At 70.3% G+C, this 14,520-nt stretch carries 4 protein-coding genes; all 4 read left to right on the forward strand.

Annotated features, from left to right (window positions below):
- The first annotated feature begins 24 nt into the window (after positions 1–24).
- The 4 genes from E1181_RS23615 (at position 25) to E1181_RS23630 (ending at position 14,514) form a co-directional block, all read left to right on the forward strand.
- A complete protein-coding gene (locus E1181_RS23615) occupies positions 25–6,585 on the forward strand; it encodes a hypothetical protein (RefSeq protein WP_132677948.1) in 6,561 nt (2,186 codons plus the stop codon).
- A 95-nt stretch (positions 6,586–6,680) separates the two neighbouring features.
- Positions 6,681–10,160: a hypothetical protein gene (locus E1181_RS23620; RefSeq protein ID WP_132677950.1), complete on the forward strand. Its 3,480-nt coding sequence runs from the start codon at positions 6,681–6,683 to the stop codon at positions 10,158–10,160.
- Complete coding sequence (locus E1181_RS23625) at positions 10,157–11,122, forward strand: hypothetical protein (RefSeq protein WP_132677952.1); 966 nt, start codon at positions 10,157–10,159, stop codon at positions 11,120–11,122. The genes E1181_RS23620 and E1181_RS23625 overlap by 4 nt, the downstream gene beginning before the upstream one ends.
- Positions 11,119–14,514, forward strand: a complete 3,396-nt coding sequence (locus E1181_RS23630) for a right-handed parallel beta-helix repeat-containing protein (protein WP_132677954.1) — start codon at positions 11,119–11,121, stop codon at positions 14,512–14,514. The genes E1181_RS23625 and E1181_RS23630 overlap by 4 nt, the downstream gene beginning before the upstream one ends.
- Positions 14,515–14,520: the final 6 nt, after the last annotated feature.

Consider the following 14,520-nt stretch of genomic DNA (forward strand, 5'->3'; position numbering starts at 1 on the left):
CGGGATTACAACCTGGTTTCGCACGTGCACGGTGGTGATGCCGCGCGCAACTCCGGCTACGTGTCGGTGACGCCGAGCGCGACCGCCGCGCACCAGTTCGTCGTGCCCGACGGTGGCGAACCGATCCGGTACAACGGGCGTTGGTACGTGCCGATGTCGGGGCAGATCTACCAGATCGAGTCCTCGGGCAACATGATTCACATGGCGTCGCAGAACCTTCCGCGGGATCTGTTGGAGCGGATGCAGTACCAGACCGAGTGGGACTCGGTGCGGCACGTCGACCGGCGCAACATCCACTCGGCGATGACCGTGAGCGGTCACTTCCACCAGGGACCCGACGGTCGCCGGACGATCCTGCCCGGTACGACGCCTCGGTTGACCAACGTCGACAACGACGGCTTCGTCGACGGATACCGGGGTTACGACCCGCACGCCGACCGGGACAGCGGATTCACCCGCGACACCGACCTCGGACTCGGTCGTTCGCCCAGGCGGCGCTCGCCGTCCGACGACTACCCGGCCACCACGAGTTCGTCGTCCTACTACCCGAGGTATTCGAGCTCGTACGACAACCACTACGACCGGGGACCCGGACTGCCGCCCAGCGCGGAGAGCTCCAGCAGCGGTTCCCCAACGTCGCCCGACGCTCAGCAGACCGCCACCGACGAGGTCGTGCTCGACAACCCGCAGCTGCGGGCGAATCCGCCGCGCCCGCGCTGGATGTACCGGGGCGACACGCGTCCGCCGGAGGAGATCTTCCGCGACGGCATGACCTCCTGGGGACGCGACTACGACCTGGTCGCCCACGTGCACGGCGGTGACCAGGCCATGAGTTCCGGCTACGTGTCGGTGACGCCCAGCGCCGTTGCGGCGCACCAGTTCGTGGTGCCCAACGGCGGCCAGCCGATCCAGCGGGACGGCAAGTGGTACTTCCCGATGTCCGGGCAGATCTACCAGATCGAGTCCTCGGGCAACATGATCCACATGGCCTCGCAGAACCTGCCGCAGGCGCTGCTGGACCGCATGCAGTTCCAGACCGAGTGGGACGCCGTCCGCCACGTCGATTCGGAGAACATCCACTCCGCGATGACCGTCGAGGGCTACTTCCACCAGGGCCCCGACGGCAAGCGCACCATCCTGCCCGGCACGACGCCGAACGTCACCAACGTCGACAACGAGAACTTCGTCCCGGGCCACCGGGGCTACGACCCGCACGCCGACCAGGACAGCGGGTTCACCCGCGACAGCGACCTCGGGCTCGCCGAGGACACCCAGACCAGCAGCACCGAGTCGGCCGATATCTCGCCCGGTTTGCCGCCGTCGGATGGGTATTCGTCGCGTCGTTCGCACGAGTCCTCGCGGTCGCATCATTCGTCGGGGTCGCATCGTTCGTCGTCGGGTCGGCCTTCGTATTCGACGTACACGGTGGTTCCGTCATCGTCTTCTGCTCAGGGGAGTAGTTCGTCGCAGTCGGCTGGTCCGGTGCGGTTGGACAATCCGCAGTTGCGGGCGAATCCGCCGCGCCCGCGCTGGATGTATCGGGGTGATACGCGTTCGCCGGAGGAGGTCTTCCGGGATGGGATGACGTCGTGGGGTCGGGATTACAACCTGGTTTCGCACGTGCACGGTGGTGATGCCGCGCGCAACTCCGGCTACGTGTCGGTGACGCCGAGCGCGACCGCCGCGCACCAGTTCGTCGTGCCCGACGGTGGCGAACCGATCCGGTACAACGGGCGTTGGTACGTGCCGATGTCGGGGCAGATCTACCAGATCGAGTCCTCGGGCAACATGATTCACATGGCGTCGCAGAACCTGCCGCAGGATCTGCTCGACCGCATGCAGTACCAGACGGAATGGGATTCCGTCCGCCACGTCGACCGGCGCAACATCCACTCGGCGATGACCGTCAGCGGCCACTTCCACCAGGGACCCGACGGGCGGCGGACGATCTTGCCGGGTACGACGCCGAGGCTCCACAACGTGGAGAACCGCAACTACGTCCCCGGGTACCGGGGCTACGACCCGCATGCCGATCCCACCAGCGGCTTCACCCGGGACACCGATCTCGGACTCGCCGAACGCCCCCGGCCGAGCCGGTCCTCGCACGAGTCGACCCGTTCGGTGCCGTCCTCCTCGTACTACCCGGCGAGCTCCTCTTCCTCGTCGTCGAGGTACTATCCGACGTCGAACGACAGGTACTACTACGACCGGCGACCGGGACTTCCCCCGGAATCGACGAGCACTCCCGGCGAAGCACCCCGCGTCCAGGACGGCGCCGGCTCGGTTCGCGTGCCCAGCGCGATCGGCGACAGCCCCAGGCTCCAGGCCCCTGCAGGTCCCGTCAGCGCCGAAACACTGTCCGCCCAGGTCGGCCCCAGCGCGGACCGCGTCGTGCTGGTCCCGGACCCCGGCGCTCGCGGTGTCGACTTCGCCGACAGCGGCACCCGGGTCGCCATCGACCTCGGCAAGGAGGTCGTGGCGCTGGTCGACAACGGTCGCGGCAAGTTCCAGTGGCGCAGCTTCCAGCCCGACGGATCCCGGCCGCGCGTCGTTCGCGACGACACGCCCACGACTGACCCGACACCCTCGGACGACCGCCCGAAGCAGACCGCCGCACCGCAGCCCGCTCGTCAGCAGCCCCCGACGTTCACGGTCGAGGCTGAGCGGTGGAAGCCGCTGGACAACGCCTTCGTGGTGGACGGCAACGGCGACCGCAGGACGATCCAGCGCGGTCCGGCGAGCGGCATCCGGCAGGAGGTCCGCTACAGCCTCACCCCCGAGCCGGGTCGCTGGAACCTGGAGACGAAGCTGCACCTGCGTCCGGCTGAGGGCGTGAGCCCGGCGGATCTGGCGGCGGTGCGCGCCAACACCGCCGACGGCATCGAGCGCCTGCTCAACCAGCCCGAGAACGTCCTGCCCGGACCCGACGTCCGCGCGCACGGCCAGGTCACCTTCGTCGACGACCCGGCCGACGCGGACGGCATCATCGATGTGGTCCCGGGTCGGCCGGATGATGTGAAGAACCCGATGGATCAGCATCGGTGGGCGGCGGGTGCGAGTCCGTCGGAGTTCACGCACGAGGTGATGCACTTCTTCGGTGTTCGGGACGCGTATCCGCATCCGCGTCAGTTGCTGAACACCTCGGACAGCCCGGTGCCGGGCGACCTGATGGACACCCGCCGGGACGGTGTCGACTACCGGATTCTCGACCGCCACATGCAGCAGATCATGGACGTGGCTTCGCCACACCTGCCCGGGTTCTTGGTGACCGATGGTGTGGTTCCGCCTTCATCGGGAACGACGACGTCGTCCCAGCGCGAGGTCAACCCGGCCGACGTTTCCCCCGGCGTCTCGCCCGACGACCGCTACCGCAGCTCGTACGAGTCCTCGCGCTCGCACCATTCCTCGCGCTCGCACCACTCTTCGAGGTCGCACCACTCGTCCAGGTCGCACCACTCCTCGTCGAGCCACCACACACCGCCGTACTCGACCTACGCGGCCGCACCGGCACAACCGGCCGGACCCGTGCGGCTCGACAACCCGCAGCTGCGCGCGAACCCACCGCGCCCGCGCTGGATGTACCGGGGTGACACGCGTCCGCCGGACGAGATCTTCCGCAACGGCATGACCTCGTGGGGCCGGGACTACAACCTGGTCGCCCACGTGCACGGCGGCGACGCCGCCCGCAACTCCGGCTACGTGTCGGTCACCCCGAGTTCCGTTGCCGCGCACCAGTTCGTCGTCCCCGACGGCGGCGAACCCATCCGCCACCACGGGCGTTGGTACGTGCCGATGTCGGGGCAGATCTACCAGATCGAGTCCTCCGGCAACATGATTCACATGGCGTCGCAGAACCTGCCGCAGGATCTGCTCGATCGCATGCAGTACCAGACCGAGTGGGACTCGGTCCGGCACATCGACCGGCGCAACATCCACTCCGCGATGACGGTGCGCGGCTACTTCCACCAGGGACCCGACGGTCGCCGGACGATCCTGCCCGGCACGACGCCGCAGCTCACCAACGTGGAGAACCGCTACTACGAAGAGGGCTACCGGGGCTACGACCCGCACGCCGACTCCCGCAGCGGCTTCACCCGTCACACCGACCTCGGGCTCGCCCCACCGCCCCTGCCCAGCCGTTCCTCGCACGAGTCGAGCCGAACCGTCCCATCGTCCTCGACGTACCCGACGTCCTCCAGCTACTACCCGACGACCAGCTCCTCCTCGTCGACGTATTACCCGCCGTCGAGCAGCAGCTCGTACTACTACTACGACCGGCGACCGGGACTCCCGCCCAGCCAGGGCGGACCGATCGGCGACAGCACGAACCGGTCCCACGACCCCGCACCGGCCTCGTCCGTGCCGCGCGACCAGCGCTTCGCCGCGATGCTCGACACCTACCGGGCCGCGCGGTCCGCGGTGTCCTCGGGCGTCAACCCCGTCCAGTACCACGCCGACGGCGTCCCCGGCGGTGCCAGCAGCCGGCCCGACGCGCGGTTCGGCACCGAGATCGAGTTCACCGTCCCCGAAGAGCACTTCGACGTCGCCGTGCAGGAACTCGGCGCCGCCTTCCGCGACGCCGGCCTGGGCGACTGGCGCGACGGTCAGGAACTGGGGTCGGGGCTGGTCAAGAAGGCCCCGGACCGCTGGCGACTGGTCGACGAGGACACCCTCGACAACGGCATCGAGGCGGTGTCGGAGAAGCTCGGCGGCGACGCGCGCTCGTGGCAGCGCTTCGAAACCGCAGCCGACATCATCCGCTCCGTCGTGGAGAAGTACGGCGGCTCGGTGGACGAGGGCGGCGGGCACGTCAACGTCAGCTTCGACGGGGCGACCTTCACGCCCGAAGCCAGCGTGGCGCTCGCCGGACTGGCCAAGGCGCGAGAGCAGTCGCTGTACCGGATGGCGAACTCCACGATGGGCGGACGCCAGCGCGAACTCCGAGCGGTGGGCGCGATGCCGATCCCTCCCCGCGCCAACGCGCTGCAGACCCCGGAGGACGTGCGCACCCTGAACTCCAGCCGCAACGAGGGGCTCAACTTCGAGCACGTCCAAGGCGGTCCCCACGACCGCTGGGAGTTCCGGATGTTCCCCAGCAGCACCAACAAGGGGGAGTGGCAGGCTCGCGTGGAACTGGCTTCGGCGATGGTCGCCGCAGCGCAGGACCCGGCCACCCACGGCCGCATCGAGGCGCTGCTGTCCGACCCGAGGCTGCTCGGCGACGAAACGGGGGACCGTTCGGAGGAAGCCCAGCTCAACGACCTGCTGGACCTGCTGGACGTGCTGCCGCTGAGCAAGTCGGCGGAACAGCAGATCGTCGAGCTGTTCGCGGCCACCGAACCCTGGCAGCGCAGCGGCGCCACCGACGACTTCCAGACCCTGGCGGTGCCCACCCGCGACGGACTGCACTACCCGAGCCCGAACGACGACGTGTCTGCGCTGGTCGAGCAGGGCCGCGACACCAACCCGAACCCGGACGAGCAGGTCATCCGCGTGACCCCCAGCCAGGACGGCGACCGCGTGACCCTGTGGGACGGCAAGGACCACACGCCGCGCGACTTCACCAACTACGTGCGGCTGCACCCCGGCTTCGACCAGGACCGCAGGGTCGTGCTGGAGACCGGGAACACCGACGTGCGCGTGATCCAGGACGTCTCCAGGCTGCTGGGCAACGCCGAGATCCGGCCCCGCCAGGAGTCCGCTCCGAAGACCGAATCGGCGGACATCTCGCCCGGTTTGCCGCCGTCGGATGGGTATTCGTCGCGTCGTTCGCACGAGTCCTCGCGGTCGCATCGTTCGTCGGGGTCGCATCGTTCGTCGTCGGGTCGGCCGTCGTATTCGACGTACACGGTGGTTCCGTCGTCTTCGGCTCAGGGGAGTAGTTCGTCGCAGTCGGCTGGTCCGGTGCGGTTGGACAATCCGCAGTTGCGGGCGAATCCGCCGCGTCCGTCGTGGATGTATCGGGGTGATACGCGTCCGCCGGAGGAGATCTTCCGGGATGGCATGACGTCGTGGGGACGGGATTACAACCTGGTCAGCCACGTGCACGGGGGTGAGCACGCCAGGGATTCGGGTTACGTGTCGGTGACGCCGAGTGCGACTGCGGCGCATCAGTTCGTGGTGCCCGACGGCGGTGAGCCGGTTCGGTACAACGGGCGTTGGTACGTGCCGATGTCGGGGCAGATCTACCAGATCGAGTCCTCGGGCAACATGATTCACATGGCGTCGCAGAACCTGCCGCGGGATCTGTTGGAGCGGATGCAGTACCAGACCGAGTGGGACTCGGTGCGGCACGTCGACCGGCGCAACATCCACTCGGCGATGACCGTGAGCGGTCACTTCCACCAGGGGCCGGACGGGCGGCGGACGATCCTGCCGGGTACGACGCCTCGGTTGACCAACGTCGAGAACCGGGATTACATACCGGGGTACCGGGGTTACGACCCGCACGCCGATCCCACCAGCGGCTTCACCCGAGACACCGATCTGGGGCTGGGACGTTCGCCGAGGCGGCGGCGCTCACCGTCCTACGAAGACGAGTACGACGACTACCCGTCCTCGTCGTCCTACTACCGCGGTCGGTGACCGCTCGGACCCACCGCAGCCCGCGACCACGTTGAACCTCCTCGCGCTCGCCATCCGTGGAAGTAACGGGGCCACAGGGAGGAGGCAGGCAGCACATGGGCGCATTGGTCGTCGAGCGAACGGGTGCAGGCGTGGTCGTGCGCGCGGAGGAATCAGGTGCGCCGATACCGCCGCCGCCGTTCACCCTGGCGGACGGACGCACGCAGGTCTACATCGACGAGTCCGCGCTGCCCGCTTTCGACCAGCTCGAACCTGAGGTGCTGGCCGCCTTGCGCGCCGAACTGCGGCCCGACGGCGTCGGCCTTCCCGCGATCCGGCTGCTCTCACCCCGGGCGGGGCTCGCGTCCCCGAACGGTTCTCGCCCGCTGGCGCTGAGGCTGTCCGAAGCCCTCGGCGTCGAGGTCGTGGCCCCCGACGGCGAACTGGTCACGCTCCCCGGCGGCGAGCTCTTCTCCGCTGGTCAGCAGACCGGATGGGTCGGGTTCCGGCCCGGCCGGTCGAAGCTGCACGAGGGCCCCAGCTATCCCGTCCCGGAATGGCAGGACGGGCTCTCCACGAGCCTGCGAACCCGGCCTATCGACCCGAGGATCAGCGTCACCCCCATCCCCGCCGGGGTCTGGGTGCGCACTGCCGGTCAACCGGCCAGGAGCCACTCCGACATCGGGTTCCGGGTGCCGCTGTCGCGCAACCGGCTCGCCATCGTGGTCGGTGCACCCGGTGAGCCGCTGCCTGCGACCGAAGCCCTCGCCGCGTTCGTCGGTGGGCTCCCCGCGCAACTGCGCGAGACGTTCGGGCTGATCGGGTACGGGCCCGAACCGGTGAGCGTCCGGCCCATCGCGCAGCAGCTCGCCGAGCTGATCGGACAACCCGTGCACGGCTGCCACGCCGTGCCGCAGTACCTGCCCGAAGGCGGGCAGACCTGGCTGGTGCCCGACGATTCCGGTCGGCACAGCTGGCTCCCGTTCGTGCTCGAGAGCACCTACCAGCCCGGAGTTCCGCCGATCCCGCGGAACTGGCTGCCGCCGGTCTCCGGGCTCACCGAGGCCGGGACCGGAACGTTCTGGCTGCAGGACGGGTGGCTGGTCGACGTGCTGCCCGCAGGTCTGCTCGTGCGCCCCGTCCGCGTGCCGGTCGACCCCGTCGCGTCGAGGCTCCCCATCTCGCCGGACGCCGTCAACTTCGTCATCAGCTCCGCCGGCGGACCACCGCCGCAGCGCGTCCTGACCGCGGTGGAACGACTCGCCGGTGAACTGCCCGCTGCCGCGCGGGAACGCCTGCGCCTGATCGCCACGCCCCACGCCGAGCCCGATTACCTGGGACGCCTGGCCGCGTCGCTGAAGGTCGACGTCCACGTGCTCGGCACCGCAGGCCCGGGCCCCGCCGTCGAGAGCTCCGCGAGCGCGCCGCTGGGCGCGCACCCCTGGGAAGCGTCCACGGGTGTGGTTCCGGCGGGGATCGGCGGGCAGACCGTCGCCTGGATTCCCGCGCCCCCATCAGGTGCGTCCACGGTGGCCCAGCCCACCGCGCAGTTGCCGACGGTGGCGCAGCAGAGCCCTGCCGCGCCCGCCCCGGAGGAGCCTGCCACGACGCCGGATGGTGCGGCGCCGCAGCCGATTCGGCACCAACCGACGGAACCGTTGCGCATCGTCTCACCGGTCGTCGTCGACGCCGAGGGACGGATGCGCCCCATCGGTGACGGGTGGCGTCCCGGTCAGGCCGACGCGGCATCCCCGGTCGCTCCTGCTGCTCCCGCTGCGGACGTGGTGTCCGTTCCGCCGGTGCCCGCGGCGCTGGGACCGGCCACGCCGCTTCCGCAGTTGTCCCCACCGCAGTCGCCGCAAGCGCAGGCACCGGAACCGCCGGTGCCGGACGCCCAGCAGCCTGTTGATCAGGAAGCGGGTGGGCCGATCACGCCGGCGCTCGCCGCCGTCGCCGAAGCCGAAACCCCCGCTGCACCGGAAAAGCCGGTCGAGGAGCGGAAGCCGGTTGTCGCGAGCCAGGTCGCGGTGCCCGTCACGGCGACATCGGTGCAGATCCCGGCCGTCGCGTCCAGCACCCCGCTCCCGTCGATGAAGCCCGCGGAACCGGAGCCCGAACGCGAGCCTGAGCCGGAACCGGCGGCTCCGGTGCGGGCCGACGCGGCACCGGAAGCCCCGGCACCCGTGGCACCGCTGCCCGTCGCATCGGCGGCCGGACCGCCGCCCGCGGCACCGCGGGTTTCGGCAGCCCCAGCCCCTCCCGCACCCGCGCCGAGCCCGCCAGCGCCCTCACCGATGGCGCCCGCAGCGCAGCCCGCACCCCCTTCCGCTGCTGCTGCGCCTGGCCCGTCTCCGATCGCTCCCGCTGCCGCGGTCAACCGGATGCCCGCTCCTGCAGCCGCACCGGTGGCCCCACCGGTTCACGCACCTGCCCCGACTCCGGCAGCGGTAGCCCAGCAGCGGCCAGCACCGGAGCAGGGCGTTGCGGCGGTACCGGTGGCGACCACCGCGGTGCCCACCGAACCTGCGGCGCAGCAGGTGGTTTCCGACGCGGTCAACTCCGCAGCAGCTGCTGACGGGAAGGACGAGGTCGCCCAGGACGCCATCGAGTCGCGGTCGGCCGCGGAGCAGACGTCGACGCTGAACTTGGCCGACATCCGAGCAGCGGCCGTGCAGGAAGGTTCCGCGGAGGCGGAATCCGCACTCCAGGCGGAAACCGCTGCGACGGAGCAGGTCTTGTCCGTCGAGGCCGCCGAGACGAGCGCGGACGCGTCCGAGGCCGTCGCGGAGGCCGAGACCGATGACCAGGTCGCCGCAGCGGCGTTGAAGCCGCTGCTGCTGGTCGACCACGTCAGCACCGAGGAGGACCGGCAGCAGTTCAAGAAGTCCCTCGGCTGGAAGTACGACGCGGCCACCCGCTCGGTGACCCGGCTGCTCGCCGAGCGGCCGGGACTGCGAGGCGGCATGCCGGTGGACGACGCGATGCTCACCGAACTCGCCGCCGTGCACGTGTTCGCGACCTCTGACCAGCGTGAGTTCGTCAACGCGATCCGCACCGGAGACGTGGCCTCGCACTACCCGTTCATCTCCTGCCTGGCGGGTGGCCTGCGGAGGCTCCCGTCGCTGCAAGGGCTGGTCGTGCGCGGCGGCCCCGGCGACGCCGAGACCGTCGAGGACTACGTGGTCGGCAGCGAGCTCGTCGAACCCGCGCCGATGCTCGGCGTCTCGGACGAGTCGGCGTCCGTGCCCGGCTCGGTGGAACTGCTGATCTGGTCGGTGACCGCGCGGCGGCTCGGAGGCCTCGCCGCCGACGAGAACTCCGCCGACGTCGTGTTCCCGCCCGCCACGTCCTACCGGGTGCTGGCCGTGGAAGCCGATGCCGGTCGGGTGCTGCTGACCGAGGTCGGGAAGAAGCAGCGGTCCGAGGAAGCCCGCAAGCGCCACGACGCCCGCGTGCTGGAACGCCTGACCGAGGCCGCCAAGAACCGCGACGAGCGGTCCGCCGCCGATGCCACCGCACCCGACCGCGAGCGGTACTCGGTACTGCTCGGCGAGCCGACGAGCCCGTTCGCCAAGGCCGCCGGAGTCGATCGGTGAGCCTGGAACCCCCCGAGGTGCACGGTCTGCTGCTCCAGCTGGCGGGCCGGATCCCCGACGGCGAGCTCGCGGTCCTGCGCACCTGCCTGGCCGACGACGAGCTCGACGAGATCGCCGACTCGCTCATCAGCGCCGTCGGCCTGGGCCTGGCGCTGACCGAGCCGGAAGTTGAACTGCTCACGGCCCTGGCGCAGGAGCACGACATCGACGCCTCCGCGCTCGCGGAGGCACCGCGCGCCACCGAACCACCGCCGTGGCGGTTCACCGCGGAATCCGCCGACGACGCCGACGAGGCCGCAGTGCGGTCCGCCGAGCGGGTCGGGGGAGTGCGGGCGCTGTGGCGAAGCGGCCGGGTCTCGGCGGAGACGACGGAGCCGGTGTACCTCGTCGAAGCGGAGCAGGACGCCGATCTCGTCGAGCTCACCGCCGAGATCCAGCACGGGCTCACCGAAGCGGGCGCCGAACCGCGCGTCGAGGTCTTCCAGGCCGACGCCGCCCCCACCCAGTACCACGAGGCCGCGTTGGCGACATCCGAACTGGTCTGGAACACGGCGCCACCCGCGCGGCTGGCGCGGGTGTTCGACGGTGCCGACACCCTCGGCAAACCGTTCTTCCGGCCCGATCATCCGCGCGCCGAAGCGGCGGAGCGGCAGCGCGTGCTCGGTTACCTGCGCTCGGCGCCGATCGCGATGGCCACCGATCAGGTCATGCCCGACGTGATCGACCCGAACCGCACCGTTCCGCTGAACTTCCGCTCGGACGGCACCTGGGTCTGGAACGACGCGGTCCACTACTACCTCGACCGCTACCACCTGGCGCCGGATCCCGACCTGGTCTCGCACGTGGTGGCCGCGAGCACCGAGCCCCCCGCGCTCGGCCGGCTGGACCTGCACCGCGCGATGGGCGTTCTCACCGAACCATCGAAAACCGAATCGGCTGAAGAAAAACAGGGGCGAGAATGACCAACACACGATCGATGCTGTCGGTCTCCGCGACCGCCCCGGACTCGTTCCGCACCATCGGCGACGCCATCGCCGCGGCGACCACCGGTGACGTCATCTCCATCCAGCCCGGCACCTACACCGAATCGGTGGTTCTCAGCCGCGACGTGACGCTGTCGGCTGCGGGAGCGGAAGGGGGCGTGCGGATCGAGTCCACCGGTGACCCGGCCATCGTGATGGCGGCCGAAACCGCGGTGCTCTCCGGCTTGGTCCTGGTCCACAGCGGAGCCGAGACCTCGGCCATCGACGTCTCCACCGGTCGGCTGAGGCTGGAGGAGTGCCGCGTCGAGGCGTCCTCGGCGGCAGCGCTCTACGTGCACGGCCAGGCCGAGGCCAGCGCCAGCGGAACCGAGTTCACCAACCCCGCCGGGGCCGGGGTGATCGCCATCGACGGCGCCGAGGGCCACTTCGGGAACTGCACGATCAGCAACGTCAAAGCCGCCGCGGTCGTGATCCGCACCGATGCCGACCCGCAGTTCGTCGGATGCACCATCACCGACGCCGAGGGCAGCGCCGTGCTGGCCGCGGAACGCGCTCGGGGCGCGATGCGCGATTCCCGGATCGTGCGCGCCGGCAACCCCGCCGTGGTGGTGGAGGGCAACAGCTCCTTCCGGCTGGGCGGCACCTCCATCACCGAGCCGGCTGGTGTCGGACTGCTCATCGCCTCCCGGTCGACGCCGGTGATCGAGGACTGCACGATCATCTCCCCCGCGGCGCAGGGCGTCGTGCTGGTGCAGCAGGGCGAGCCCGAGATCCAGCGGCTGCGCGTCGACAAGCCCGCCGGGTACGGCGTGCACGTGCTCGAAGGCTCCAAGGGCGAGTTCGGCGAGTGCACCGTCGTGGACTCCCGCGACGCCGGCGTGTGGATCGCCGGGGCATCGCCGTCGTTCTCCGCGCTCGACGTGACCGGTGCCGGTGGCGCCGGGGTGGTCGTGACCGAGAACGGCACCGGGACCTTCCGCGAGCTGACGCTGCGACGACCGGCCGGTCCCGGCATCGAGGTGCGCGGTTCGAAGGCCACCCTCTCCGGTGGCGCTGTCGCGGAGGCGACCGGCGATGCGGTGCTGCTGGCCGCGAAGGCGCAGATCGAGGTCGAGGACGTCGCGATCTCCGGCGCCGGGGGCGTCGGCGTGCGCGTCAGCGAGCAGAGCTCCGCCGACCTGCGCGGTGTCACCGTCGCGGGCAGCGGGGGAACCGCGGTGCTGGTCGCCGATGGCCAATCGGTGCTGCGCAGCTGCGACCTCTCCGACGCCGGAGAGCACGGTGTGAAGGCGTCCGGGACCTCGTCGGTGGCCCTGGAGCAGACCCGCATCCGCGGCTGCGAGGGCAACGGCCTGGAGTGGGCGGCCGGGTCCTCCGGCGTGCTCGACCGCTGCGAGATCTCCGGGAACGCCGCCGACGGCATCGTCGTCGGCTCCACCGAGTCGATCAGCGTCCGCGACACCGTCACCAAGGACAACCGCGGCGCCGGTGTGCGGTTGCAGGTCCGACGCGACAACGTGCGGCTCAGCGGAATCACCAGCGCCCAGAACGGCGACCCGGAGAGCGACTCGGGTGAAGCCGCACCCGAATCCGACGATTCCCAGCGCTTCGGCAGTTCCCGCAGCGCCGACGCGGCGCCGTCGAGCGAGTCCGGCTACGAACCCGAACCGGTGCCGGCCAAGCGGAGCTCGGAAGGCCGGTTGGGAGAGCTCCTCGGTGAGCTCGACGCGCTGGTCGGTCTCACCGACGTCAAGCGCGAGGTGGAGGTCCTGACCCGCCTGGAGCAGATGGCGGAGAAGCGCGCAGCGGTCGGGCTGCCGATGCCGCCGATGAGCAGGCACCTGGTGTTCGCGGGTTCGCCCGGTACCGGTAAGACGACGGTCGCGCGGCTCTACGGGCAGATCCTCAAGGAACTCGGCGTGCTGCGCGCCGGCCAGCTCATCGAGGTCGGCCGTGCCGACCTGGTGGCCAGCGTCGTCGGCGGGACCGCGCTGAAGACCACCGAGTGCTTCGAGAAGGCCCTCGGTGGTGTGCTGTTCATCGACGAGGCCTACACGCTGTCCGGTGGAGGTGGTGGCGGCGCCGACTTCGGTCAGGAAGCCGTGGACACGCTGGTCAAGCTGATGGAGGACCACCGCGAGGACGTGGTGGTCATCGTCGCCGGTTACACCATGGAGATGCGCAAGTTCCTGGCCACCAACCCGGGTCTGGGATCACGGTTCTCGCGGACCATCGAGTTCGCCGACTACAGCAACGAAGAACTCGTCACCATCGTCGAGGGCATGTGCCGCGCCAACGACTACCGGCTGGAGTTCGAGACCCGCGAGGCGGTGCTCGGCTACTTCTCGAAGTACCCGCGGGACGAGGCGTTCGGCAACGGCCGCACCGCCCGCAAGGTCTTCGAGGAGATGATCGGCCGCCAGGCCTACCGCCTCGCCGACGACCCCGAGCTCAACCCCGTTGCCATGACTCGTCTGCTGCCGGAGGACATTGGTGCGCTGCCGGGTAGCGGTGTCGGCGCGGGTGCGGCCAACGCGGACACGGCCAAGGTGGAGAGCCTGCTCAACAAGCTGCACCACATGGTCGGTCTGGCCGACGTGAAGTCGGAGGTCGGCAACATGGTCGACCTGCTCGCCTCGGCCAAGCAGCGCCAGGCCGCCGGACTGCCGGTGCCGTCGCTGAGCAGGCACCTGATCTTCGGCGGGCCTCCCGGTACCGGTAAGACGACGATCGCCCGCCTCTACGGCGAGATCCTCGCCGCGCTGGGCATCCTCCAGCGGGGGCAGGTCGTCGAGGTCGGTCGTGGTGACCTGGTCGGCGAGTACGTCGGTCACACCGCCCACCGCACCACCGAGGCGTTCGACCGGGCGCGCGGCGGCGTGCTGTTCATCGACGAGGCGTACACGCTGTCCTCGCAGCGCGGTTCCAGCTCCGACTTCGGTCAGGAGGCCATCGACACGCTGGTCAAGCTGATGGAGGACCACCGCGACGAGGTCGTGGTGGTGGCGGCCGGGTACGAGGGGCAGATGGAGGAGTTCCTGTCCGCCAACCCGGGTCTGTCCTCGCGGTTCTCGCAGCGGGTGCGCTTCGCCGACTACAGCAACGACGAGCTGGTCACCATCGTCACCCAGCACGCCGCTGCGGCCGGCTACGAGTGCACCGGGCCGACGGTCGCGGCGCTGCGGGCGCACTTCGTGTCCACGCCGCGAGGCCCGTCGTTCGGCAACGGGCGTTACGCGCGCCAGGTCATGGACGCCGCGGTCACCCGCCACGCGAAGCGGTTGCGGCGCACGGCGTCCCCGACGTTGGAAGACCTCTGCCTGCTGCTGCCCGACGACGTTCCCGCCGCAGGAGAGGTCGCCAGCGGCTGACTCGCC

It is taken from the genome of Saccharopolyspora terrae (genome assembly GCF_004348435.1).
Lineage (GTDB): Bacteria > Actinomycetota > Actinomycetes > Mycobacteriales > Pseudonocardiaceae > Saccharopolyspora > Saccharopolyspora endophytica.

Coding starts and splice junctions, on each gene's coding strand:
- E1181_RS23630 (WP_132677954.1), top strand. CDS start 11,119: ATGACCAACACACGATCGATGCTGTCGGTCTCCGCGACCGCCCCGGAC.
- E1181_RS23620 (WP_132677950.1), top strand. CDS start 6,681: ATGGGCGCATTGGTCGTCGAGCGAACGGGTGCAGGCGTGGTCGTGCGC.